28 protein-coding genes, 1 tRNA gene and 2 pseudogenes are annotated in these 24,576 nt (G+C 51.9%); 20 read left to right on the forward strand and 11 right to left on the reverse strand.

Annotation, left to right across the window (positions count from 1 at the left end; genetic code table 11):
- Positions 1-22 precede the first annotated feature (22 nt).
- From miaE to M8013_RS11785, 8 genes and pseudogenes are all read left to right on the forward strand, one after another.
- Positions 23-781 carry a tRNA isopentenyl-2-thiomethyl-A-37 hydroxylase MiaE gene (miaE, locus tag M8013_RS11750; RefSeq protein WP_271268099.1) on the forward strand — a complete coding sequence of 253 codons (759 nt, stop codon included), beginning with the start codon at positions 23-25 and terminating at the stop codon, positions 779-781.
- Positions 782-803: 22 nt separating this feature from the next.
- Positions 804-1,514, forward strand: coding sequence for a topoisomerase II (locus tag M8013_RS11755; RefSeq protein ID WP_271267986.1), 711 nt, complete (start codon positions 804-806; stop codon positions 1,512-1,514).
- A gap of 105 nt (positions 1,515-1,619) precedes the next feature.
- A tRNA-Leu gene (locus M8013_RS11760) sits at positions 1,620-1,704 on the forward strand.
- A 230-nt stretch (positions 1,705-1,934) separates the two neighbouring features.
- A pseudogene (locus tag M8013_RS11765) lies at positions 1,935-2,249 on the forward strand (Arm DNA-binding domain-containing protein); the annotation flags it as partial.
- Between the two features lie 60 nt (positions 2,250-2,309).
- On the forward strand, positions 2,310-2,528 hold the full coding sequence (locus tag M8013_RS11770; protein ID WP_271267987.1) for an ogr/Delta-like zinc finger family protein: 219 nt from the start codon (positions 2,310-2,312) through the stop codon (positions 2,526-2,528).
- Positions 2,529-2,556: 28 nt separating this feature from the next.
- A complete protein-coding gene (locus M8013_RS11775) occupies positions 2,557-3,120 on the forward strand; it encodes a phage polarity suppression protein (RefSeq protein WP_271267988.1) in 564 nt (187 codons plus the stop codon).
- A gap of 342 nt (positions 3,121-3,462) precedes the next feature.
- Positions 3,463-4,374: a serine/threonine protein kinase gene (locus tag M8013_RS11780; RefSeq protein ID WP_271267989.1), complete on the forward strand. Its 912-nt coding sequence runs from the start codon at positions 3,463-3,465 to the stop codon at positions 4,372-4,374.
- A gap of 3 nt (positions 4,375-4,377) precedes the next feature.
- Entirely contained in the window at positions 4,378-5,559 is a 1,182-nt protein-coding gene (locus M8013_RS11785) for a hypothetical protein (protein WP_271267990.1), read from the forward strand.
- Here M8013_RS11785 and M8013_RS11790 read toward each other — a convergent pair.
- Positions 5,548-6,261 (reverse strand): hypothetical protein, encoded by a 714-nt coding sequence (locus tag M8013_RS11790; RefSeq protein ID WP_271267991.1) that lies wholly within the window; start codon positions 6,259-6,261, stop codon positions 5,548-5,550. The genes M8013_RS11785 and M8013_RS11790 overlap by 12 nt on opposite strands.
- Before the next feature lie 96 nt (positions 6,262-6,357).
- On the opposite strand from M8013_RS11790, the gene M8013_RS11795 reads away from it, so the two are divergent.
- Positions 6,358-7,116 carry a metallophosphoesterase gene (locus M8013_RS11795; protein WP_271267992.1) on the forward strand — a complete coding sequence of 253 codons (759 nt, stop codon included), beginning with the start codon at positions 6,358-6,360 and terminating at the stop codon, positions 7,114-7,116.
- A 108-nt stretch (positions 7,117-7,224) separates the two neighbouring features.
- Here M8013_RS11795 and M8013_RS11800 read toward each other — a convergent pair whose 3' ends face one another.
- Positions 7,225-8,097, reverse strand: coding sequence for a phosphorothioated DNA-binding restriction endonuclease (locus M8013_RS11800; protein WP_271267993.1), 873 nt, complete (start codon positions 8,095-8,097; stop codon positions 7,225-7,227).
- 123 nt (positions 8,098-8,220) lie between these two features.
- Positions 8,221-8,553: an endoribonuclease SymE gene (gene symE, locus M8013_RS11805; protein WP_271267994.1), complete on the reverse strand. Its 333-nt coding sequence runs from the start codon at positions 8,551-8,553 to the stop codon at positions 8,221-8,223.
- 253 nt (positions 8,554-8,806) lie between these two features.
- On the opposite strand from symE, the gene M8013_RS11810 reads away from it, so the two are divergent.
- A complete protein-coding gene (locus M8013_RS11810) occupies positions 8,807-9,139 on the forward strand; it encodes a DUF1493 family protein (protein ID WP_271267995.1) in 333 nt (110 codons plus the stop codon).
- An 89-nt stretch (positions 9,140-9,228) separates the two neighbouring features.
- Here the strand turns inward: M8013_RS11810 and M8013_RS11815 are convergent, their stop codons facing one another.
- A complete protein-coding gene (locus M8013_RS11815; protein WP_271267996.1) occupies positions 9,229-9,606 on the reverse strand; it encodes a hypothetical protein in 378 nt (125 codons plus the stop codon).
- A gap of 133 nt (positions 9,607-9,739) precedes the next feature.
- Here M8013_RS11815 and M8013_RS11820 point away from each other — a divergent pair, with 133 nt between their 5' ends.
- Positions 9,740-10,246 (forward strand): hypothetical protein, encoded by a 507-nt coding sequence (locus M8013_RS11820; protein ID WP_271267997.1) that lies wholly within the window; start codon positions 9,740-9,742, stop codon positions 10,244-10,246.
- 10 nt (positions 10,247-10,256) lie between these two features.
- On the opposite strand, the gene M8013_RS11825 is transcribed toward M8013_RS11820, so the two are convergent.
- From M8013_RS11825 to gabT, 4 genes are all read right to left on the reverse strand, one after another.
- Positions 10,257-10,730: a redoxin domain-containing protein gene (locus tag M8013_RS11825; protein WP_271267998.1), complete on the reverse strand. Its 474-nt coding sequence runs from the start codon at positions 10,728-10,730 to the stop codon at positions 10,257-10,259.
- Between the two features lie 46 nt (positions 10,731-10,776).
- Entirely contained in the window at positions 10,777-10,902 is a 126-nt protein-coding gene (locus M8013_RS11830; protein WP_271267999.1) for a hypothetical protein, read from the reverse strand.
- Positions 10,895-11,668 carry a type IV toxin-antitoxin system AbiEi family antitoxin gene (locus tag M8013_RS11835; protein WP_271268000.1) on the reverse strand — a complete coding sequence of 258 codons (774 nt, stop codon included), beginning with the start codon at positions 11,666-11,668 and terminating at the stop codon, positions 10,895-10,897. The genes M8013_RS11830 and M8013_RS11835 overlap by 8 nt, the downstream gene beginning before the upstream one ends.
- Positions 11,669-11,868: 200 nt before the next feature.
- The gene (gene gabT, locus M8013_RS11840; protein ID WP_271268001.1) at positions 11,869-13,152 is read right to left on the reverse strand and encodes a 4-aminobutyrate--2-oxoglutarate transaminase; all 1,284 of its coding nucleotides are present in this window, start codon (positions 13,150-13,152) and stop codon (positions 11,869-11,871) included.
- A gap of 332 nt (positions 13,153-13,484) precedes the next feature.
- On the opposite strand from gabT, the gene M8013_RS11845 reads away from it, so the two are divergent.
- Together M8013_RS11845 and M8013_RS11850 are read left to right on the forward strand one after the other, a co-directional pair.
- A complete protein-coding gene (locus M8013_RS11845) occupies positions 13,485-13,697 on the forward strand; it encodes a hypothetical protein (RefSeq protein WP_271268002.1) in 213 nt (70 codons plus the stop codon).
- Between the two features lie 11 nt (positions 13,698-13,708).
- Positions 13,709-14,104, forward strand: a complete 396-nt coding sequence (locus tag M8013_RS11850) for a hypothetical protein (RefSeq protein ID WP_271268003.1) — start codon at positions 13,709-13,711, stop codon at positions 14,102-14,104.
- A gap of 56 nt (positions 14,105-14,160) precedes the next feature.
- Here the strand turns inward: M8013_RS11850 and M8013_RS11855 are convergent, their stop codons facing one another.
- Positions 14,161-15,168, reverse strand: coding sequence for a LacI family DNA-binding transcriptional regulator (locus tag M8013_RS11855; RefSeq protein WP_271268004.1), 1,008 nt, complete (start codon positions 15,166-15,168; stop codon positions 14,161-14,163).
- 185 nt (positions 15,169-15,353) lie between these two features.
- Between M8013_RS11855 and M8013_RS11860 the strand changes: the two genes are divergently transcribed.
- The 7 genes from M8013_RS11860 to M8013_RS11890 all read left to right on the forward strand — a co-directional run bounded on the left by M8013_RS11860 (position 15,354) and on the right by M8013_RS11890 (position 22,986).
- Positions 15,354-16,442: a cellulase family glycosylhydrolase gene (locus tag M8013_RS11860; protein ID WP_271268005.1), complete on the forward strand. Its 1,089-nt coding sequence runs from the start codon at positions 15,354-15,356 to the stop codon at positions 16,440-16,442.
- A gap of 50 nt (positions 16,443-16,492) precedes the next feature.
- Positions 16,493-17,884 (forward strand): MFS transporter, encoded by a 1,392-nt coding sequence (locus tag M8013_RS11865; RefSeq protein ID WP_271268100.1) that lies wholly within the window; start codon positions 16,493-16,495, stop codon positions 17,882-17,884.
- Between the two features lie 199 nt (positions 17,885-18,083).
- The gene (locus tag M8013_RS11870; protein ID WP_418939535.1) at positions 18,084-19,406 is read left to right on the forward strand and encodes an MFS transporter; all 1,323 of its coding nucleotides are present in this window, start codon (positions 18,084-18,086) and stop codon (positions 19,404-19,406) included.
- A gap of 17 nt (positions 19,407-19,423) precedes the next feature.
- Positions 19,424-20,575 (forward strand): mandelate racemase/muconate lactonizing enzyme family protein, encoded by a 1,152-nt coding sequence (locus tag M8013_RS11875; protein WP_271268006.1) that lies wholly within the window; start codon positions 19,424-19,426, stop codon positions 20,573-20,575.
- The gene (locus M8013_RS11880) at positions 20,569-21,465 is read left to right on the forward strand and encodes a dihydrodipicolinate synthase family protein (protein ID WP_271268007.1); all 897 of its coding nucleotides are present in this window, start codon (positions 20,569-20,571) and stop codon (positions 21,463-21,465) included. The genes M8013_RS11875 and M8013_RS11880 overlap by 7 nt, the downstream gene beginning before the upstream one ends.
- Positions 21,462-22,355: a 2-dehydro-3-deoxygalactonokinase gene (locus M8013_RS11885; RefSeq protein ID WP_271268008.1), complete on the forward strand. Its 894-nt coding sequence runs from the start codon at positions 21,462-21,464 to the stop codon at positions 22,353-22,355. The genes M8013_RS11880 and M8013_RS11885 overlap by 4 nt, the downstream gene beginning before the upstream one ends.
- On the forward strand, positions 22,345-22,986 hold the full coding sequence (locus M8013_RS11890) for a beta/alpha barrel domain-containing protein (RefSeq protein WP_271268009.1): 642 nt from the start codon (positions 22,345-22,347) through the stop codon (positions 22,984-22,986). Before M8013_RS11885 ends, M8013_RS11890 begins: the two co-directional genes overlap by 11 nt.
- Here M8013_RS11890 and M8013_RS11895 read toward each other — a convergent pair.
- On the reverse strand, positions 22,924-23,613 hold the full coding sequence (locus M8013_RS11895) for a helix-turn-helix domain-containing protein (RefSeq protein WP_271268010.1): 690 nt from the start codon (positions 23,611-23,613) through the stop codon (positions 22,924-22,926). The genes M8013_RS11890 and M8013_RS11895 overlap by 63 nt on opposite strands.
- 134 nt (positions 23,614-23,747) lie before the next feature.
- Positions 23,748-24,569 (reverse strand): annotated as a pseudogene (locus M8013_RS11900) (alpha/beta fold hydrolase).
- Between the last annotated feature and the right edge of the window lie 7 nt (positions 24,570-24,576).

The raw sequence follows: 24,576 nt of genomic DNA on the forward strand, positions 1-24,576 counted from the left end.
TGCCGCTTTGCAAGGTTCAATGATGGATTACCCGCAGATACTCGCTCCTGTTTTAAACTTCCTCCCGTGCCCGACCCCTCAAGCGTGGATTGATAAAGCCCGCGACCCGGCGAACCTGCCGCTGCTGCTTTCCGACCATATGGTCTGCGAACTCAAAGCCGCCCAGACTGCGCTGTTATTAGTGCGAAAATACGTCGCCGATAAGCGCGGGGCCGAGGCGCTCCTCGACTGGCTCAGACCCTACGAAGACTTCACCTTTCGCGATGGGCCGGAACCTGACTTTATCGCTCTGCATAAGCAGATTAGCAAAAGCGTAATGCCGAAGACCGACGACCCGTGGGGCCAGGCACTTATCGACAGCATGGTGCTGTTAATTAAAGAAGAGTTGCACCATTTCTGGCAGGTGCGCGAGGCGATGCTGGCGCGTAACATCCCGTACGTCAAAATTACCGCCAGCCGCTACGCTAAAGGGATGCTGAAAGCCGTGCGCACCCACGAGCCGCTGACGCTGATTGATAAACTGATCTGCGGGGCCTATATCGAGGCGCGCTCCTGCGAACGCTTCGCCGCGCTGGCGCCGTTCCTCGACGCCTCTCTGCAGACGTTTTACCTGTCGCTGCTGCGCTCCGAAGCCCGGCACTATCAGGACTATCTGCAGCTGGCGCAGCAGGTGAGTGACGACGACATCACCCCGAGGGTGAAGCATTTTGGCGAGGTGGAGGCCGCGCTGATCTTATCCCCGGATGCTGAGTTTCGCTTCCACAGCGGAGTGCCGGTTTAATTAACAATAAGGACAGGGAACGATGAAAAAGGGTGTACGTATCGCCATCGCCGTAGTGGTGGGTATCGCGGCGGCAAGCTGGATCTACCGCGACAAAGAGCCCACCGCTGAACAGCTCGACGCCGCGTTCAGTGATATGCCCAGCTGGCAGGTGATCAAAGAGCAGGAACCTGCGTTTCGCAGCAAGATCCAGGATCAGATGTTGGCGATGAACAAGGCGGGTAAAACCGAGCAGCAGATCATCGACACCATCCAACCGCAGATTTTGAACCTGCAGATGGCGCGCCTGCAAACCGCCCCGGACGCCAACGTGGTGGAGTATATGAAGCTCAATATCGAGCAGATCGCCGCCATGCAGAAGCTGAGCGATGACAACTGCTTCCGCTTTGTGTACCCGGAGGTTAAAGGCGGCGTCAACCCGATGCGCCTGCTGGACAAAGGCCTGACGCAGCGCCGGATGGAGGCAGATGCCAACATGATGCGGGCCTCCGCCGGGCCGAATAAACACACCGTGACACAGGAAGAGATCGCCCGCGCCGAGACCGACGTGGTGCCGATTATCCAGAAGCTGACCCAGAAGTACGGGAATGATATCGAGCTGCTGCAGGCACCAAACAAAGGGCAGGGCAAAGAGAAGCTGAGCTGCGATCTGGTGCAGGATCTGTGGAACAACGTGCTGGCGCTGCCAGAGCCGCAGGCCGCCGGGTTGATTCGCTACTCGGTGTCGGATTAACACGGAAGGTTGTTTTTTCGGCACTTAGCACCGGTTTAGCGCGTCGCCGCTTGCATGGCGGCGCGCGACAGGTATAATCCACAACGTTTCCGCATCCCCTTCAGTGCCGAAGTGGCGAAATCGGTAGACGCAGTTGATTCAAAATCAACCGTAGAAATACGTGCCGGTTCGATTCCGGCCTTCGGCACCAAAAGTATGATTGAGACGTCCGTAACAGTCCGTAAGTTACTAAAATTAAAGCCGAATGGCTTTTTTTTTGGTCCTGATTCGTCCGAGGGCATCCGTTGACATCCAGTACTAATGGGGGTCAGACTGGTAGTCAGCTCGGTTCGATAAAGGATTGACCCCCAATTTATGGCTATCACAGGCGTAGCAGCTCGCACAGCAAAGCCCCGCGAAAAAGAATAAAAACTCACAGACTCCCACGGCTTATATCTCTTAGTTAAACCAACTGGTTCTAAACGCTGGTATCTAAAGTACCGCTTTGAAGGAAAAGAAAGCAGGGTTGCTTTGGGTGCTTATCCTCTTGTATCCCACGCAAAAGCGCGTGAAAAACGTGATGAGATACGCCTCTTGTTAGCTGAAGGGATTAGCTCTAATGCAAAAAAAGAAGAGTTGAGAGAGCAGGAGCAAGCAACGTTAAATACTTTTGAGAAAGTGGCAAAAGACTGGCACTCGAACAATAAGCGCCGGTCTTACCGGCGTGGATATGGAACTGTTACGCAGTCCACTTAAGCGAAACATGCTCGCCCAGAAGCTGGCTGAACATGACGAAACTAAGGCGGGGGCATAAGTATGTTTCACTGTCCGTTCTGCAAAACCGGTGCGCACGCCCGTACCAGTCGTTATCTGTCTGAGAACGTCAAACAGCGCTATTACCAGTGCGTGAATATCGAGTGCTCGGCAACCTTCCGCACGCTTGAATCCGTTGACGGAGTTATCTGCTCACCGCCGACAGAGCCGGTCATCCCTGCGTCCGAACCGGCGGTCACCGTTAACCGTGCTGGCGCTTAAGCATTACCAGTCATCAGGAGAAACTTACGTGACCACACTGACGTTACAGAAAGCCTTTGAGGCCTGTCAGGCAAACAAATCCGCCTGGCTGCAACGCAGGGAAGAACTGACGCAGGCCGAACAGACATACCGCGAACAGCTTGACGGTGACAGTCACAACGGCCGGAGCCTGCAAACTCTTCGCGATATTATTGGGGTAAAGAAATGGGAAATTACTCAGGCTGCCGGTCGCTACATCCGGTCCCATGAGGAGGTGCAGCGTATCAGCATCCGTAACCGGCTGAATGATTTTATGCAGGTGCATGGCGCGGAACTGGCCGCAGCGCTCGCGCCTGAATTAATGGGTTATAAAAGCCAGCATCCTGCCGTCAGAAATTGCGCCATGCAGCACTCGGTCGACTATCTGCGCGAGGTACTAAATGTCTGGCTGGCCGCCGGTGAAAAAATTTATTATTCTACGCAGGATAATGACATTTTAACGGCCATCGGATTCAGGCCTTGCGCGGCTTCGCGTGATGATAATCGTGAAAAATGCACACCCGCACAGAACCTGAATTTCACTCGCCAGCGCGCAGAACTGGCTGCACAGTAGACCGCTCAATAATTCCCGAGAATCCCGCCATTTTCCCGTAAAAAAGCCATGCATCCTAAGGTGCATGATTTTGCATTCGTTTTGCCGACACATAATGCCCCGCCAACGCCAACGCCAACGCCAACGCCAACGCCAGCACTGGCGAGCTCTGAGGCCGTTAATGCACCTGCATTAAGAGCGACCTCTTAAGCGGGCAGGTGTGGCGGGGAGAGCATTGCGCTCGGAGTTGTTAAATAGCTTATAATTTTGAGTCTTACAACTTGGAATGTGTGTTATGCGGTGCTAGTGTCGGTGTGATGGTGTAAGAGATTTGTTTAAACATATACAGTAAGGAACATTGTAATGCTTGCAGATACACCTGAACTCCGTGAGTTCATTAAAATCATCTATCCAAGTTTTGGCTTACACAGTACGGCTAAAGCATCGGGTCAGAGAGTTGTCTATTTCGGTCGTTTTTCTGCACGTCAAGATATTGAACCTCATAATTGTGATTCATGGGGTGATGTTGTTTTGAAAATCAGTGAAGCAACTTCTCGCTCTTCAATTTCATATTTGCAAAAAGAAATTGAGATTTTGAAATCATTAAAAACAGATTGTTTTCCAAAGTTGTTTTTTGATGAGGTGATAACTATTGATCCTGTGACAGAGGAAAATCTGAATCCTATGAGGATTATTAGTATAGAGGAGAAGGTAGATTCGCAAAATTTAACTGACATTATGAAGCTTTATAATAAAGAAGAAAAAGTGGTTTCGTTTCTGATTGAAATGATAAATGCATTACGATTATTATGGGGACACTCACAAGCTCTTGTTCATAGAGATCTAAAACCAGACAACATTTTAGTTAAACGTAATGGCCGTTTAGTCATAATTGATTTGGGAATTCTTAGGCAGGAGGGAGTGAAAGGTGTGACCAATAGTTTTAATGCAATTGGACCATGTACTCCATGTTATGCTAGCCCTGAGCAAGCTACTAACGATAAAAAGAATATATCATTCAAAACTGATATGTTTGCTTTAGGGATTATTTGTTACGAAATGTTGAGTGGTTCTAATCCATTTATTGATGCAAATAGTGAGCAATATTTCGATGATGTTCTAGAACGTGTGTGCTCATATAACCCACCATCCCTAGAAACGCATGGAGCATCAAATGAATTTTCAAGGGTTATTGCAAAAATGATGAGTAAGGAACCTTTTAAAAGATATCGTACAGTTGAATCACTATTAAAAGATTTGGAGGCTTTAGTATAAATTATGACAATTAAATTATTACATCAAATGGGACATAACTCTATCTGGAACAAGGATTCCTTTGAGAAAGATGGTGTTGGAGTTGGATTATGTTATAGTCCAGTGCATGAAGTCGCGAAAAATATAAATGCTGCAAAAAAACAATTAAAAGAAACTTCAATATTTGATCCTCAGTTTTATCTTCCTAGTTCACAAAAGAAAAAATTTCAGTCATATGATTTCTTTCCTAATACTATTCTAGGAGAGAAAGGATTCAATACAATAGATTACACAGCAATATCGAGTGAGTCAGCAAAACGTTGCGTTGATTTTCAAATAAAAAATAATTTTGAAAAAATAGTTATACCTGCAAGATTTTATGAGCAAATCCATCCAAAATATATTGAGCAGCAAAGCGAAAGTTTCGTTATTCCATTTATTAATTATATTAAAAAAATAGGAATTAACACTAAGAAGAAAATAATTCTTACTGTTCCTATAACATCAGGAATGTTGAATGTTGTAGAGTATAAAATTAATATTTTAAATTGGATAACAAGTTTTCCTGAGATTTCAGGGATTTATTTTATTTGTCAGCACGATAGATCATTAAAGCAAATTTCAGATGCAAGTTTTCTAGTTGATTATATGGATACTATAAAATCAACTATAGATGCTGATCTTGAAGTTATTGTTGGTTACACCAATACTGAATCAATTTTATATACATTGTGTGGGGATTTATCTTTAACAGTTGGTGCATTCGAAAATACAAGGATATTTTCCTTAGACAAGTTTATTGTTTCGGATGAAGATAGGAGAGGGCCAAAACCAAGGATTTATATGCCGGAATTGCTTAATTGGGTGAATTTCGAAGAGGCGAAACTACTTAGAAAGCAGAGTCCTGAGTTATGGAACGCAATTTATAAACCAACTAAGTATTCTGAAGATGCTTTTAATGCGACAACGACTATTACCTTCCAAAATCCATTATTATATAAGCATTATTTCTTAACGTTTGCCGAACAAATAAATAATATCTCTAAGCATAGCGGTAATCATCGTGTTGCATATGTTACTTCTATGGTTGATCAGGCAATTGATAACTATAATAACATTAAAAAGGTATTCACACTTGAAAAAAATGGTAGTGATGAACACCTTATTCCATGGAGAAATGCGATAAATCTATTTTCAAAAAGATGATAGTGAAAGACGCTTTTTAGCTAAAAGAGAATTGGCTTTCCAGTAGGCCAATTCTGATTTGTGGCACTCAGGTGTAGGGGAAAATATTTCTTCATAAGTACCATTAACAGAAACTGTTGCTAATCCAATATTGAATTTTTTAAATTCCTCAATATTTAGCTTGGCAGCATTTGCTCTATATTGATCTAATACAACCCATGACTCATTAGAAAAAATCTTGTATCTACTAGCTTGCCATAGAGCTTTTTTCCAATCTCGAAGTTTGGCTTCTATGGCAATAATTGATGAGCACAGAGGTTTTGGTTGTCTTATTTTGATGTAGTTGTTATTTTCTATCCTAATACAATAACCTGCATCAATGAATTTATTTAACGCCTTCTTGGAAGAGTTTTCAGATGTTCCAGAAAGAGACGTCAAATATTCTAAAGAAAAAGCTTTTTTGAAAGGGAGTGCTTTGAGGGTGTAAGCCCAGTCAGAAGGTATTTTACCTAAATCTAATAAGTCGTCGTCTTTGTTTGTCTTAAAAACAACTAAATCTGCAATACCAAATCCGCAATCAAACTCATGCTCAAGGTTAATGTTTCTGCTGTCTTCTTTCACTAAAGACGAGAAAATATCAACCAATGCAAGTTCAGTCACAAATGGCTTTGGCGCAACACTGATTTTTTTTGTGTATCTTGTTGTTTTTAATATGCTTTTCATGGCCTCTAACTATCTGTTTGCAAGTATGTCTTGCATAGTATAGTGTGATTCTAGGTTAGAATCTATATAGTATAGTGATTTTATAAGTTGGATATAATGGGTAATAATTACGGAATTGATAATCACAAAATATTTGCTGCTAATGATAAAGGAAGAGATTTTTTCCTGGGTGATTTGCATGGCTGCATCCAACTGTTAAATAAAATTCTAAAAAAAATTAATTTCAATTTCGAAAAAGATCGTTTGTTTTGTACAGGAGATACTATAGACAGAGGTGATGCTTCTGTAGAATGTTTAAAGTTGTCTCGGAATGAATGGTTTTTTTCTGTATTAGGCAATCACGAAGCTATGCTCTTAGAGTCAAAAGATAACCCTTACAAAAAAGAGGTATGGTTCAGAAACGGAGGCTTGTGGTGGGCTGAAACAAATGAATATGAGAGAGTCCAGTTAGAAGATATTATACTTAGTGAGTTTAGTATTTCTTTGTCAGTAGAAACGGCTATGGGTAATGTTGGCGTTATTCATTCTGGGTATCCATTCCATGAATGGCCCACATTAGATAAGGTGGAGCTAGACAAAGCTCAGCTTAAAAATATTTTGTGGGATCGAGAGATACTTAAAGAGTCTCAGATAATATTTACTAAGGGAGTATCATTAATTATCTCTGGGCATACTCCAACTAAGACTCCAGTATTATTGGGGAATCATTTGTTTATCGATACTGGTTGTGGTCACTATCCCCATGAAAAACTTCAAAAACCTAGGTTGACATTGTGTGAAATAGCATCATCTACGAATCTTATTTTCCACGAGGTTGACTCTAAAAGTTATAACGTTACAGGATTGTTAGTTTAGTTAAAAAAACCTATAGGGGTCATTTTGGTAGTCTTTATTTGGATCTTATAATAAAAAAAACCTTAATTAAAGCGGGTTACAGTGGAAACGCGAGTCCGGCCTTCGCACTCACCCCCTAAACACCTCCCTCCTATGCCACTCCACAAATCCTTCCTTCGGATAATCCACTCTTCCCATTGGCAGCGCTATCTGCTTCCCTTTAAAATCCCAAAACAAACTCCGCACAATCCCCGTCCCATTTACCGCCGGAGAAACCAACACCCGCATATCCTCATCCAGCCCAATCGACCCTTTATCAAACGCCTTATGGTGAATCGCACATAGCGCCAGTCCGTTCGGTATCTCACACGGCCCGCCGTGCTGCTTCCATTTAATATGTGCCGCCTCAAGCGCAACGGGAGAATGATCATGACGCATATTGAATCCACAGATCGCGCATCGGTAGTTATAAGCGCGAAGCACCTGCTGACGGAACTGCGGATCGCGAACCTTGCGGATCTGCCTGATATCAAATCCCATCTCGTCAGCAATTTCTTCCTGGATGCTTTCCGGAAAATGAGCTTCCAGAATCTGCTGCGCCAGCGAACCGATGAGGTTTTTGTTCTTATTCAGCAGCGCATAGTGTTCTTCATCAAACCCGCCTGCGACGCTGTGTTTTACCAGTTCTCCCGCAGGTGGCTGTCTGCTGCTATCAGCTGTCGAACAAAACTCATCATTTTGAAGCTCCCAGAAGCCATCGCCTTTCAGCCGCCAGAACGGCATATCGGGGCGATACTGCGCACGCTGCGGCCCAAAACGCTCCAGCAGGCTATGCAGCTGATCGCGAATTTCAGTACCGTAATCAAACAGGCGAGCATGCCCCTGCTGATAGTTCGCCAGCACATAAAGCAGTAATAACGGCTTATGCGGCGCACGCTGATCGCCTTTACGCCAGATAGTGATGTCGATAATTGCCTGTTCGAGAGTTTTACTGGAAGTCATCGCGTTACGGAAGAAGGTAAATAATTGCGATGATGCTCGTAAAACCTAACCTTATCAACCTACCAGCTTCTCACCACCTACAAAAAAGGCGCCCACCGGCGCCTTACTCATTCAATCGCTAGCTTAAGCCTTTCGAAGCTTCCCGGTGATGACCCCAACAAAATCCATCACCTGATTTTGTTCATGCGCCGAGAGCTTGCTCATCTCACGCATCATCTTCTCAATCTCCGGTTCTTCCTGCCGTGAGGTGAGGATCATGCAGCCCTTCATCACTTTCACGTCTATTTTGGTTCCGGTGCTGAACCCGGCTTCATTCAGCCACAGCCCTTTCATGATAAACGCAGGAATGCGGACGTGATCCTCATAGCGCGTCGCATAACTCACGGTAAAAATGCGGTCGTTAGCTTCAAATACTTCTGGTTGCAGAGATTCTGCAATACAATCGATATCAGTCATAATTGCTATTCCCTATAAATAGTGATTGTGATGAGCGATACGGGCATGTTGGCGCATGCCCGTATCGCGTTAAATTACCCTGTAAATCTAACCAGTAAATATAATTAAGTCCAGATTAATATAAAACGTAATAAGCGCCATTAGACAGCTTTTGAATATGAATGATATAAATGGTTGGCGATGATAATTGCCGTTTTATGTATATTCTCTAATTGCCGGATTGCAACCGCATTTCTACGGGGAATGATAAATTATGGAAGAAGATCTCGAAGCGCGTATCTATGCCCTTGCCAGACGTCATAATGGCGTGTATCTCATCAACAATGAGAAAAAACAAAAGTTACTCAATGCAGAAACAGATCTTGATACTGATATGCGACTCGATGTCTACGAAGCAGAAGAGCTGATGGAAGAATTTTTTAAACTGTTCGAGGTTAATAGAGGTAGCTTTAATATAAAGACCTATTATCCCGATGAGCCTTTCTCCTGGAATCCATTCAAAAAGTCGCTACCTGTTCCTGTGCCAGACTTCACAATCGGCATGATGATTGAATCAGCAAAAGCCGGGAAGTGGTTGTACGACTAAACATAAGCAATGAGCGAAGGGGATTGCACCTCAACTGAGATTTCCCTACTGATCCAATGACCGTGAAAGTAACAGGCACAGGCCAGCACTCACTCTTCATGCCTCAAGTGCTGCTCCCGAACGGCCTCTACCAACACCCGATGTAACTCACCTACCGTCAAATCACGAATGATGGATTTCGGTATGCCGCGTATCCAGTCTACAAATCGACACATTCCAAAGAGGTCTATTCCCTCTCCCGTGAAAAGGTACTCATTTTCTGCGAGCGAGAACCTTTTGCGAAAACTCATTTCATCAGTATCAAATGAGATATTAAATGACTGTTCACAGGCTTCGAAAAGATCGTCTCCATCATCTCCACAGATATGCAGGTCCTCTTCAATGCGTGAATTCCCGTCTATAGGTTTGCGGTAAGGCCCGAAGGATCCCACTATGACCTCAATAACCTGCGCAAGCGTCGGCTCCATAACTGCTTCTCCCTTTAATCCATCAACGCGAAATAAGATTATATTTGGTAATAAGTCAGGCAAGTAATATGGCGCATCTACTATACCGACCTTATCATAGATTTCATATCATCCAGTTGAATCAGGTTTATACATGAAGTTGTTAATAAAAATCGTATTATTCATTTTAATGATGCTATTCGTCGCCTGGACGGTGCCTTACAGCGATCTTATTTTCGCTTTTGTCAGTAAGCACATCACGCTTGATGAATCAGAAAAGATCGCGAAATTTATCCTGGGTGAGCCCGACCCCGAACCCCGCGAATCATTAAGAGATTACCTCAGTCTGTTAATCAATACGCTAATTAGCATGCCTTTACTGAGTGCAATAATTACCGCTTACAACACAATAACCCGCAGAAACCATTTTTCTGAGATACCTGAAGAGTGGGCGTCGTCCACATTGCGACGCTTCGCAAAACTATTCCTTTTCACCTTCCTGTTCTGGGCGTTACTTCGCTTTCTGCCTTACCAGGCAATATTTCCCGCCGATCAAACCCACGCAGATTTCACTATGGCAGCAGCCACGGCCTTTAATCTGATGATCACCGTGTTCTGCTACCGTTTCCTGACAAATAACCTGTATCCGCTCCGCAGATAATCCCCAATCTTCAAACCACCTCACTCAACAACGCCCCAATCTCCGCCCCCAGCGCCAAATCATTCACTTCGCCGAAATGTTGCTGCCGCACGTTCCCCTGCTGGTCGATGATCGTCAGCGTAGGTGTACCGCGCATGCCGTAGGCCAGCATGGTCTGCGGAATGTCGCTGTCCGCAGAGGGTCTGTCCACGCCGACGGGGAAGGGGATGCGGAATTCGGCCAGAAAGACCTCAAGCGCCCGCTGGGTCATTACGTCGTGGTGCTCAAATACCGTGTGCAGCCCGATAACCGCCACTTTGTCCTGCGGGAAGGTGGCGAAAATCCGCGTGGCCTGCGGCAGGCCGTGGGAGACGCAGCCGGGGCACAGCATCTGGAAAGACTCCATCACCACCACTTTGCCGCGCAGCGACTGCAGGGTGATCGGTGCCGGGGTGTTAAACCAATGATCAACAACGAGTTCCGGTGCCTGGGTGTAGCGACTCATAGTATCGACTCCAGCCCGCACCGAAATGCGGGCGATATTGAATAGGTTATGCCTGCGTCGTCTCGTCAAAACAGGCGGCGATAATGTCCAGGCCCTGCTGGATCTGCGCGGGTTCCACGATGAGCGGCACCAGAAGGGCGACCTGGTGGTAGTAGGGGGAGGTTTTATCCATGACTTATTCCCCTCTTAGTAAAATTTTCGGGCACAGTAATCTGGTATTGCGTGTTCAGCTTGCCATTAATAACGATTTGTCGGTTGCCCGATCCCAGGTCGATTTTGCTGGTATCCACGCGTTTGAACCATGCATGTTCATAGAAACTGGCGAAAAACAGATACAGGCGTTTGGTTTGTACGGACTGGCTGAGCATAAGCAACTTCTCCACTTTACGTGGGTTGAGATTGACCAGCCCCTGAAAAAGCTCGGCAGCGTGCTCAAATGAGATTGTCTGAGGTACTGCGCTTAATAGCTCGTAGGCTGCCAGTTCTGGTACGCTGGCGGTTATGCTTTTCCCTTTCACCTCAAGCACAGTTCTGAATTTTTCATCCAATTTAGGGAGCTTCAGAGCCGATACCACCAACCACTCAACGCCGGGAAATTCTTTAAACCACTTGGGTAATATCGCTTTGTTTTCAATGCTAAGCCAGCATTGGCTCTGTTTAAGCTGCAGGTAATGGGAACGGCCCTGCCAGGAGAGACTGCTCAGTCCGGCCAGATGCACCGGCGCTTCAAGCTGATTTTGCAGACACCATAGCGCATCACTCCAGTCTGGTTCTCGTCCTGCGCGCGCATAAACGCCAGCCCGCAGTTTTATTAACCAGCCATTTTGCGCGTATTTAAAGGCCAGAGAAGGCGATATGTTGTTCCGGGTCAGCCACGATTGTAAAACCAGGCTTCCCGGGGAGGTGTTTTGCAACAGCCAGTTTAATTTTGATGTCATAGATTCACTCAGGGTGTAACTATAATAAAAAAAGTAAACTATTTAGTGCGTGAAAAGTCAATGTACGGCTGTGGTGGTCAACAAAAACTGGCCATGGCTTTAGCGTTTTTCCAGAACAATCGTTAGCCGTCGATGGCTGACGACTGTGTAATGAGCGTCATGCTCCTTGTATACGGCCCGGCTTGCACCGGGCGTAAAAATTAACCCTGCGTCGCCTCGTCAAAACAGGCGGCGATAATGTCCAGGCCCTGTTGGATTTGCACGGGTTCCACGGTGAGCGGCACCAGAATGCGCAGCACGTTATAGTACGGCCCGCAGGAGAGCAGGATCAAACCCTTATCCCGCGCCCGGGCGACAATCTGCGCCGTCAGCGCGGCGTTCGGCTTGTGACTGTCGCCATCCTCAAACAGCTCTATGGCGATCATCGCCCCCAGCCCGCGCACGTCGCCAATCTCACGGTGTTTTTCAGCGATCGCCAGCAGGCCTTCGCGCAGGGTGTTGCCCACCGCCTTGGCTTTTTGCAGCAGATCTTCCTGCTCGAAGACCTTGATCACCGCCAGCGAGGCGGCACAGGCAATCGGGCTGCCCGCGTAGGTACCGCCCAGCCCGCCGGGGGCGATGGCGTCCATCACCTCGGCACGTCCGGTCACGCCCGCCAGCGGGAAGCCGCCGGCGATAGATTTGGCGAAGGTGGTGATATCCGCCGCCACGCCCATCTGCTCCATGGCGAAGAAGGTGCCGGTCCGTCCCGCGCCGCTCTGCACTTCATCGGCAATCAGCATGATCCCGTGTTCGTCGCACAGGTCGCGCAGGCGCTGCATAAAGGCGGGTGAGGTGGCGTAGAAACCGCCTTCGCCCTGCACCGGTTCAATCACAATCGCGGCGATATCTTCCGGCGCGGCGTCGTTTTTAAAGATGCGATGGATGCTGGCGATGGCGTCGTCATCGCTGACGCCGTGCAGCGCGCAGGGGAAAAGGGCGCGATAGACATGGCCCGGCATCAGCCCCATGCCCGCCGAGTAAGGGGCCACTTTCCCGGTCAGCGACAGGGTGTAATGGGTGCGGCCGTGATAGGCCCCGGTAAAGGCGATGGTGCCGTTGCGTTTAGTGGCCGCGCGGGCGATTTTCACCGCGTTCTCCACCGCTTCGGAGCCGGTGCTCACCAGCAGGGTCTTTTTCGGGAAATCGCCCGGCACTTTTTGATTGAGGATCTCGCACAGCTCCAGATAGGGCTCGTAGGCCAGCACCTGGAAGCAGGTATGCGACAGTTTTTTTAGCTGCTCTTCTACCGCGCGAACCACCTGCGGGTGCAGATGCCCGGTGTTGAGCACCGCAATGCCCCCGGCAAAATCAAGATATTCCCGGCCTTCCACATCCCACACCCGGCAGTTCTCCGCGCGAGCGGCAAAGATCGGGTGAATCTGTCCCACGCCACGCGGGACGGCATTGCTGCGACGCTGCATTAACTCTTTATTGGTGCTCATTAGCGGTTCTCCGGAATCAGATGTCGTAAAGGCCGGGACTGTGTTTTGAGTTATCAATGATCTTCAAGGCTATCCCTTGCAAAGGGCGGGAATAAAAACAGTCAGCCAGACCCGATCCAGTATCGTTCGCGATAGCGATATCGTCGACTCCATCTTCCGGCTGCGCTCAACGCAGGTGAACCGAATGATATATACAATCTATATGGCTAATTTCCCCGCCTCTCTATATACTTTGCATATAGCCAAAAGTGAGGTCATTGATGCCAATCCCAACACGCACCGCGCCTAAGAAATTCCTTTTCCAGTTGCGGTCACTGGATAACGAGTTCGGAGTGAGCGAGGAAACCTTTATCCGCCTGATGGCTGAGCTATCACTCAACCAGACCGAATTAGTGCATAAGGCATTGCGTAATCTCGCCAAACAGGTGCTACCTGCCTACGAGCAGGACGACGGCCCGCTGAGTGACGCCCAGCACCTCGCCATCAAAAAACAGTCAAGCCTCGATATCTCAGAGGATGATGTGGACTCGCCGTTATTTAAATAAGCAGGATGCTTATGGCCAATAATTACCATCCGTTGCCTGCGCCAGGTGACATTATCTGGTGTAACTTTCCTCAGCATGAGGATCTGGGTAACCCGGGGCCAAAAGCGCGCCCCGGGCTGATTCTGAACGTCTTTGTGGATATCCATGCCGTGCTGATTGTCTACGGCACATCCCGGACGCAGCCCTGTTATAAAGGCGAGTTTGTGATCGACAGTCAGCTTGAAACGGCAGGGTTAAGTTGGCCGACGAAGTTTGACCTTAATCGTCTGCAAAAACTGCCGTTTAACGCGGAGTGGTTTGCGGTTGCGCCGGGCGTGGAAATCACCACGCCCTTGCCGAAAATGGGCGTGATCCCGCCGGTCTTTATGCCTGTAATGCGTGCGGCCTGGGCAAACAGAAGCCTGTAAGAATTGCCCGGCGGCGCTGCGCTTGCGCGGGCCTACAAAACGACAACACCCGTGCGTTAACGCGAGCTCGACGCCCGCACCTTCAGTCTGCCCGCCAGCGTCACGTGCGTGGCGGCATCTTCTTCGTTGCACAAATACTCCACCGCCAGGCGTCCCAGCTCGCTGTACGGCAGCTGAATACTGGTGAGCGACGGGGTGAGTTGCTCGGAAATCTTCTGATCGTCGTAGCCCGCCAGCAGCATGTCGTTGGGGATATTCACGCCGCTGACCGTCAGGGCCTGATAGCAGCCAATCGCCAGCCAGTCGCTGGCGCAAAAGATGGCGTCCGGGCGTTCGTCCAGCTGCAGCAGGGACTCGGTCGCCGTGAACGACTCGTTAAACTGCCAGTTGGTCTGGCGCACCAGGCTGTCGTCGCAGGGCAAGCCCGCCTGCTGCAGCGCGGCCTGGTAGCCGGCCAGCCGCTGGCGGGTGGCCTCCATCCAGCTCTCTCCGGTGATATGGGCGATGCGCGTTGCGCCGCAGGCCAGCAGATGTTTTGTCACCTGAAACGCGTTGGCGTAGTCGTCGGGGATAAACGAGGGCAGCAGGGGCGAGGCGGGATCGCGCTGGTTCAGCAGCACCAGCGGCAGGCGGGTGCAGTCCTGAAAATCACGCATATCCACCAGCGTGGTGACGGGGGAGGCGAGAATAATCCCCACGCAGTTGCGCTTTTCCAGCTGGCGAATAATGTTGAGGGCCAGCGCCACGTCGTCGCCGTAGTCATACACGGTGAGCAGCGTTTCGTTGCGCCATGCCGCTTCCCGCGCCTGGCTGATGGCATCGATAAAGGGATCGTAGCTCTGCAACGAACTGACCAGCAGCGCAATCTCCTCCTGATTACGCGGGGTATGGATGGCGGGCAGGCGATCGTAGCCCAGCTCGGCGGCAACGCCGATCACCCGCTGACGGGTCTCGTCGCTGAGCTTGATGTTACGCGACTGGTTAAGCACCAGCGATACCGTCGCCTGCGACACGCCCGCCGTCCGCGCAATATCGTTCATCGTGACTTTGTTTTTCCGCTTCATCCGTTCTCTCCCTCTGGCGAATTCGCATCATACCCTAACTGCCCCCGGACGCGCCGCCGATCACGTTTCTTCTTGATGCCGCAGCGATCTTTGTGATTGCCGTCGCTTATTTGCGCAGCGCAATTTGCTCATTCATCCATCAACTAATATTTATTAGCTAAATATTATCAGCAAGGAGAACGTTCATGAAAGAACAGTGGAGCAAGCAACAGGCGCAGACGTGGTATCAGCAGCAGGGCTGGCTGTGCGGGTTTAACTATCTGCCGTCAACGGCGGTGAACTGGACCGATATCTGGCAAAAAGAGACCTTCGATGCCGACACCATTGACCGTGAACTGGGCTGGGCCGCCGACGCGGGCTATAACACCCTGCGCATCAACCTGCCGTTTATCGTCTGGGAGGACGATCGCGACGGCCTGATGGCGCGCATCGACCAGTTCCTGACGATTGCCAATAACCGTGGTTTCAGCACCATGCTGACGCTGATGGACGACTGCGGTTTCTCGGGTGATGAACCGTACCTCGGGGCGCAAAAGCCGCCGGTGCCGGGCAAACACAACAGCCAGGCAGCCGCCAGCCCGGGGCGCGAGAAAGTCTGCGATCGCGACTGCTGGCCGCACATTGAGCGCTATATCCGCGACGTTGTTCGCCAGTTCCGCGACGATAAGCGCGTCCTGCTGTGGGATCTGTACAACGAGCCGGGCAACCGCGGCATTTTTGCCACCGGCACCGAAGAGGTGCTGTACGACGAAAAACTGGAAACCCACGCCCACGAGCTGATGAAACTGGCCTTCCAGTGGGTGCGTGAAGAAGACCCCACGCAGCCGCTCACCGTCTGCGCGTGGCGTCTGCCTGCAGAAGAAGAGGGCGAAACCTTCTATCAGCATCCGCTGGACCAGACCGCGCTGGCCCTGTCGGACGTGGTGAGCTATCACGCCTACACCCACACCGGGCGCATGACGGCCATTATCCAGCAGCTGCAGCAGCTTGGCCGGCCGATCTTCTGCACCGAATGGCTGGCGCGCCACGTCGGCGGCACCATTGAAGAGCAGCTGCCGCTGATGTACATGGCGAAAGTCGCGCCTTATCAGTGGGGGCTGGTGCGCGGCAAAACCCAGACCTGGCTACCGTGGCCGGTGGTGATGAAAGAGTCTACTGACTACTGCCGCCTGTGGTTCCACGATGTCTTCGAAGAGAACGGCATCCCGTTCTCGCGCAATGAAATCGCCCTGATCCGCACGCTGCGTAAAATCGCCCCGCAGGCGCAGGCATAATAATAAATACCCGGTGGTCACCACCGGGCAACCAGGTACGCACTATGGCAATGGCAATGACAATGAAAATACCGTCTCGCGAGTTGTGGTCTTATTTTGGCTATGGTTTAGGACAGTGCTTTAGCTTTGGTTTAGTGGGTTCGTTTATTAACTATTTTTACACCGACGTGCTGGGGATCTCGGCGCTGGCGGCAAGTACCATCTTCCTGATTGCCCGCGCCTGGGATGCGATCCACGATCCGCTGTTTGCCAGTATCATGGACACTATTAACAGCCGTTTCGGTAAGTTTCGTCACTTTATGCTGATCGCCCCGCTGTTGATCACCGGCGTCACGCTGCTGGCGTTCTATAAAATCGAAGCGGACATGACCACCAAAATCCTCTACGCCGGGGTGACCTATATCCTGTGGGGCACGTTGTATGCCATCTCGGATATCCCGTTCTGGTCGATGTCATCGGTAATGACCAACGACTCAGGCCAGCGCACCCGTGCGGTGACGGCGGCGATGTTAGGGGTCAATGCCGGGATTGCCTGCGCCAATATCTTCTTCCCGAAGCTGGCGGCGTTCTTCGCCCAGCACAGCAACGACAAAGGCTACTTTATGGCGGCGCTGGTGATGATGCTGGTGGGCCTGCCGCTGATGCTAAACGGCTTTATGCAGATCAAAGAGCGCGTCCCGCCAAGCCCGGAAAAGGTGACGATGCGCGATACCTTCCACAACCTGCGTCAGAATAAGCCGCTGTTTGTCATCCTGATGTCGTTCTTTTTCTGCGTGTTCCACAACGTCGCCAACGGGATTTATATCTACTTCTTTATCTACAACATGGGCGACGGCAGTCTGCAGATGGCGATCGGGATTATGGGGATCGTGGCGGCGGTGGTCTGTCTGATCGCCCCGATGCTGACGCGCAAAATACAGAAGCGAAAGCTGTTTATGATCCTCTGCGGGCTGGATGTCGCGGTGCGGGGGGTGATGTGGTTTGCGGGCTATCAGCACACGGCGCTGCTGTTTATCCTGCTGGGCCTCAGCACTCTGTTTGTGATGATGACCAACATCCTCACCTCGTCGATGATTGCCGACACCATTGAGTATGCCGAGTACCACACCCACAAGCGCTGCGCGGCGATCACCTTCTCCGGGCAGACCTTTACCGGCAAGATGTCGGTGGCGGTGGGCGGCGGGTTAATCGGCGTGTTTCTCACGCTTATTGGCTACGTGCCGCAGGCGCAAACCCAGAGCGACGGCGTGCTTGCCGGGCTGTTCTTCGGGATCTGCCTGCTGCCCGCGATAGGCTCGCTGATCCGCCTTGCGGTGATGTCGCGCTTCACCTTCACGGAAGAGAAGCACGCGGAGATTTGCCGATTGCTGGCGGAGCGCAGGAATGGCTCGGGAGATAAACACGATGAGGAGCGGCTGGATCGCCCGGTGACGGCAAGCTAAGAATACCTGACGCCTGCTCAGCAGGCGTCAGTGTTTTAACCGCTGTTTCACTATGTGAATCATTTCTTTCACAGCTTCTTTGATATCCCTCACGCAACCCGCGCCCTCGCTCGCCAGCCTCCCCGGATTCCTTACACTCAGTTCATTCATACCAAACACATCACACAGATTAACTCCGTGCTTAACCTCGGGAGGTTAAATGGCTAACACCGATTCTGAATACGCCGACGGCTATTCGTCTACAGAGCAGGGCACGCCCGCCCAAAGCCGTACCAAAATGATGCTCTCAGCGGGCATCGGGCATTTTATCGAGTGGTTTGATTTTGGACTGTACGGCACCCTGGCGGCAATTATCGCCACTAACTTTTTCGCCAGTGGCGATCCGGTTATCGGCCTGCTGAAATCCTTCGCGGTCTTCGGATCCGGTTTTCTGATGCGCCCGCTTGGTGGGCTCTTCTTCGGTTCCATGGGTGACAGGCAGGGGCGGCGAAAAGTGTTGGTCACGGTTATCGTCATCACCTCCTGCTCCACCTTCGTGATGGGTATTTTGCCTACCTGGCATCAGGTGGGCGTGCTCGCGCCGGTACTGCTGGTGATCACGCGCCTGGTGCAGGGTTTTGCCGCCGGCGGCGAAAGCTCGGGTGTCATCACCTATCTGGCGGAGAGCGCCAAACCCCATCGCCGGGCCACACTCACCTGCTGGAGCGAGAACTTCAGCTTTATGGCCTTTGTCTGCGGCTCGGGTCTGGTGCTCTTCCTGACCCATACGCTGGGTGAAAGCGCTATGAATGACTGGGGCTGGCGTATTCCGTTCCTGCTGGCGGCACCGCTGGGGCTGGGCGGGCTGTACATGCGTCGAAACATGGAAGACTCCGCCGAATTCCAGAAGTTGAAAGTCAGCGGCAAGCTGGAGAAATCCCCGCTGCGCAAATCGTTTTCCACCTCTTCGCGGGCATTGCTGTTCTGTACCGGTTTCGTGGTGGTGAAAGCGGTCAGCAGTTGGGTACTGCAATCCTTTATGCCGGGTTACCTCTCTACCCATTTGCACTACAGCAAAACCGATTCGTATCTCATCACCACCCTGGGGTTATTGAGCGTGGCGGTGTGCATGCCCTTTACCGGCTACCTCTCCGATATCTGGGGGCGTCGCCCGCTGATGCTGATGGGCTGCGGCGGTTTCATCCTGCTGACATGGCCGGCGATGCTGGTGATGAGTCAGGGCTCGGTCGGCTCTTCCATCGCAGCCATGAGCATGCTCGGGGTGTTTGTCGCCATGTTTAACGGTGGTTGCGGGGCGGCCATGGTGGAACTGTTCCCTACCGCCATTCGCTACGGCAGCATCGCCATTGCCTATAACCTCACCGTGGCCGTGTTTGGCGGGGTCACGCCGCTGGCTGCTGCCAGCTTAATCTCCTTCACTGGCGATCCGCTGTCGCCTGCGTGGTACGTGATGATCACTGCGCTTATCTCCTTCATTGTCGTATGGCTGGCCAAAGAGACCGCCGGCAAAGAACTGGACTAACCTCACCCGGAGTTGTTATGAAAATTCGTCACGTTGAATGTTTTCCGCTGAAGATCACCCCTGAGCAGGCCTATCTGGGGGGCAGCGCAGAGGGGCACGACAGCGATTACTATTATCGCCCGGAGTACCGCTGCGTCTATTCCCGCAAAATGGAAACTTGTCTGGTCAAGATAACGACCGACGACGGCTGCGTCGGGTGGGGAGAGGCGCTGGCCCCGGTGGTCCCGCAGGTGATTGCGGAACTCATCACCCAACTTTTTGCTCCGCTGCTGGAAGGGCAATCTCCTTTTGCCAGCGCAGTGCTTAACTCGCGAATGTACGATGCGATGCGCGATCGTGGCCATATTACCGGGTACCACATCGACGCCATCGCCGCCGTGGATATCGCCCTCTGGGACCTTAAAGGCAAGCTGCTCGGCCTACCGGTGTGGCAATTGCTTGGTGGTGCTTATCGGCAGACGATTCCCTGTTATGTTTCCGGGTTGCCCGAGCCGGATCTGCCCGCCCGCTGTCAGCTGGCCAAACGCTGGCAGAAAAAGGGCTTCAATGCCGTGAAGCTGGCTCTGGGCTACGGGGTACGCGAAGACATCGCTAACGTGCGGGCGATTCGCGAAACCTTGGGTACTGATGCACAGATTTTCCTCGATGCCCACTGGAATTACAGCGTGGCAGAGGCCGCTGAACTGGGTGGGGCGCTGCGGGAACTTGGGGTTGGTTTCCTTGAGGCACCGCTGCTGCCGGAAGATGTGGCAGGGCATCGGGAACTGCGGGCCAAAAGCCCGGTGGCCATTGCACTGGGTGAAACGGAGCGCACCCGCTACCAGTTCAAACCCTTTATCGAACAGCGGGCGGCCGATATCTTACAGCCGGACGTGGGCCGTACCGGTATCAGCGAACTCATGCACATCGCCTCGCTGGCAGAGACCTGGAATCTGAAGGTCGCTCCACACCTTAGCGTCGGTCTTGCGCCCTGCATTGCCGCCTCGCTGCACGTCGCGGCCGCTATCCCAAATCTCTTTATGCTGGAGTATCAACCGCCCGTTTTTGAGATTGCCAACCAACTTCTCACCACCCCATTAATCTGCCAGCAGGGGGCTTATCAGCTTCCGCAGGGGCCGGGCCTGGGTATCGAAATCAACGAAGCAGCAGTACTGGAGGCAACATGTTAAAAGGCAATATCCCGATCCTGGCCACCGCGTTCGACGCTCAGGGCGAGGTAGATTTCACCTCCATTGAGCGTCTGGTTAAGTTCCTGTTATGGCAGGGGGTTGATGGCCTGGCACTGTTCGGCAATGCTTCCGAAGGTTATGCCTTGACGCAGGGTGAGAAAGAAGCGCTTTTTACCTGCGTCAAAAAACTGACTGGCGATCTCCCGCTGGTGGCCGCCGCTGGGGGAGCCGCTTCCGCTGTCGCTATTGAAGACATTAGCCGGGTGCAACGCTGGGGGGCTCAGGTGGCGATGGTTAACCCGCCTGCGGTCGTCAAACCTGGTCCTGATGAAATCGTCACTTTCTACCGCGATATTTGCGAGGCCTGTGCAATCGACATCATGATTCAGGATGCGCCGCTGATGACGGGGGTGAACATGCCGGTGCCGACGCTGGTGAAACTTTGCCAGTCATTTCCGGCCATCAAATACATCAAAGTGGAGCAACCGCCTACCACACTGAAAATCTCCGCTTTGAAACAGGCGTTAGGTGATAGCGTCGGGCTGTTTGGCGGCCTGAATGCGGGTTTTCTGTATGAAGAGCTGCGTCGCGGCGTGACGGGTACCATGCCGGCCTGTGAATTCCCGGATGTCATTAATATGATTTTGCAGGCCTGGCAGCATAATCCGCGAGAAGCGCAATCGCTCTTTTATCGCTATCTGCCCTTCCTGCGCTATGGCGTGCAGTCAGGTATTGGCGTGGCCATCCACAAAACCGTGCTGCACCGCGCAGGGATCTTCGCTACCGATGTGGTGCGAGAACCGGCCAAAGGGCTGGACGCGGCCACACGAGAAGAACTTCAGGATCTCACCGACGCTCTGCCGCTGGCGGTGTTCGGAGTGCGCGCATGAACTACATTGCCGTCGACTGGGGAACCAGTAATTTCCGGGCGATCAGCGTGCGGGAGGGGCAGGTCATCCGCTCGGTGCAGGACACCTGCGGCGTGGCAAAGTGCGAACGCGACGCGCTGGCGGAAATCCTGCGCCAGCAGCTGTTACGGCTGGAAGAGGCCTGGGAGCCGAGTCTACCCGTGCTGCTCTGCGGCATGATTGGCAGCAATATTGGCCTTGCCGACGCGGGATATCTGACGCTACCGCTCAGTTTCAGCGATCTGTTGGGAAAGGGGCGGGTATTGAACGGCATCCTGCCCAACCCCCTGACGCTGCGACCCGGCATCAGCGATCCGCGGGTCAATGAGATTTGTCGTGGCGAAGAGATGCAGTTGGCGGGGGCCATTGCCCTGACGGATGCGCACACTTTCGCTGCCGTGGGGACCCACAGCAAATGGATGACCATCGACCGCCAGCAACAGCGCGTGACGGGCCTGCGCACTCTGATGACCGGCGAACTCTATCAGTTGGTGTTAAACCATTCGGTGGTGGGGAAAGGTCTGCCGCCACAGGTTGCCTCAGCTTCGGCCTTCAGCGAGGGCGTTGTCGTGGCGCAATCTGTGGGCGCGCAGCACAGCGATCTGGTCAGCGAGCTGTTTCGTTGCCGGGGCCGCTATATCTTCGGCAAGCTCGACCCGGCCTTCGCTGCAAGCTGGCTCTCGGGCCTGCTAATTGGCCACGAAATCCTGTGTGGTCATCCGATCAATGCGAGCGTCTGTTTTATCGGTAGCCAGGCTTTGCTCTCCCTGTATCAGCAGGCCAGCGAGGTATTAGGCGTCTCCTGCTCCACACTTGAGGCGGAAACTGCACTGATTGCCGGGCTTAATGAGGTATTTCGACATGCTGGTTGATTCACAAATTATTGCGATTTTACGCGGTATTACGCCCGATGATTGCGTAGAGCATGTGGCCTGCCTGCTGGATCATGGCGTTACTACCATTGAAATCACCACCAACTCGGTCGCGTGGGATACCAGCCTGCACAGGGTACAAAACGCTTTTGGTGGGCGGGTCAGAGCAGGGGCTGGTACGGTGTTAACCCCGGAGCATGTGGAAACCTGTGCCAGCGTCGGGGCGCATTTTATTCTGACCCCGAATCTGGATACCCGCGTCATCAGGGCGGCAAAACGCTATGGACTGAGTATCTGTGCAGGTGTCATGTCGCCCAGCGAAATTTTCAGTGCCTGTGAGGCGGGTGTCGACGTGTTGAAAATTTTCCCGGCGAGCGCATTGCCCTGCAACTATCCAGAGATGATCAAAGGTCCGCTATCGACGACAGTACGCTTTTGTGCGGTGGGCGGCGTCGACGTGGATAACGCCGCTGATTATCTGCATTACTACGATAGCGTGGGCATTGGCAGCTCGCTCTATCGCCCCGGGCAATCGGTGGCGACGACGGCTGCGCGTTGCGCCAGGCTGCTACAGTTGGGGGAGAGAAGCACCGCTGATTTTGCGTGCGGCAGAGATCAGAAAGTCACGTAACTTCGCGATGTCCAGCTTATCGCCCTGAATGTTCGACAGGGCGATGGCGGCCTGCATACCCGGAATGACGCAGGCCATCCGATAATCTGTGTCGTTAAAAGTTTTACCAAACACCTGATGACGGCGGGCCTCTTCGATATCACTTTTTAGCAACTGGTAATCATGGCTTCCGAGCCGGGCAACGATTTCTTCATCACTCATTGCGGCGAGCAATTTAATTCCGATAACCGAGTCATGCACCGGGTAAGACTCATAGTTGCCAATGGCTCTGGCAATGCTTTTTCCGCCACGCGTATGAATGAGGTACACCACATTCTTTCCGCTCAGCACCCCAACGACGATCGATACCGAGTGGCTGCCTGTCTCCTCCAGCATCTCCAGCACCGCGGTGTAAAACGCTGAGTTATGGATCGCGCTGGCCGAGAGCCGGTGGATACCCATCCCCAGGCTGTACTTGCGTTTCGCATCCTGCTGCACCATCTCCAGCGCCAGCAGCGTTTGCATCAGCCGGGATACTTTCGCGGGATCCAGCCCCATTTCGCGGCCGATTTCGCGAATACCAAAGGCACGGTTACCGGTCGCCAGCAAATTTAGACAACGGAATGCATCGAAGACCGTGCTGTTCATTTTATCTTCCGGGAATGGATTCAATGTCTTAAGTGTAATAGTGGACGGGAAGGAAAAGTATCGTCGGGTACGATGAGTGTGAATAAGGCGGGGAAAAAAGATCAACCGGGGAGCAAAGTCCCCGGTCATAACCCTTACAGCGACTTCACAAACGCCAGTAAATCTTCATTCAGCGGGTCCTGATGGGTCAGCGCAAAACCGTGCGGCGCATTGTCATACACCTTCAGTTCCGCGTGGCTAATCAACTCTGCCGCCACCTTGCCGGTGGTTTCGAACGGCACGATCTGGTCGTTGCTGCCGTGAATAACCAGCGTCGGTACGTCGACTTTCGCCATATCCGGGCGGAAGTCGGTCTCACCGAATGCGGTTACGCAGTCGATAGTCCCTTTCAGCGACGCCAGCAGGGCGATGTTCAGCGTCTGGGTCAGTGCGCCTTCCGACACAGTTTGTCCGGCGTTGATGCCGTAGAACGGGGTGGCGAAATCGCTGATGAACTGGGCGCGATCTTTGCGCAGCCCGTCGCGGATACCGTCAAACACCGACTGATCCACGCCCTGCGGATAGGAATCAGATTTGCCGAAGATTGGCGTGACTGCCCCCAGCAGCGCCAGCCCGGCCACGCGTGAAGTGCCGTAGGTGCCGATATAGCGACTTACGTCGCCGCCGCCCATCTAGAAGCCCACCAGCGTCACGTCCTGCAGGTCGAGCGTAGTGATCAGGTCGTTGATGTCGGAAGCAAACGTATCGTAGTCATAGCCCGTCCACGGCTGATCCGAGCGGCCAAAGCCGCGGCGGTCAAAAGCGATGGCGCGAAAACCGCGCTCGGCCAGATAGTTCAGCTGGCTGTCCCACATGTCTGCATCCAGCGGCCAGCCGTGGCTGAACAGCACCGGTTTACCTGCGCCACAGTCTTTGTAGTAAATCTGCGTCCCGTCTTGCGTTTTAATCGTCGCCATAGAGTGT

The sequence above is a fragment of the Silvania confinis genome (assembly GCF_025564085.1).
In the GTDB taxonomy this organism is placed as follows: domain Bacteria; phylum Pseudomonadota; class Gammaproteobacteria; order Enterobacterales; family Enterobacteriaceae; genus Enterobacter; species Enterobacter confinis.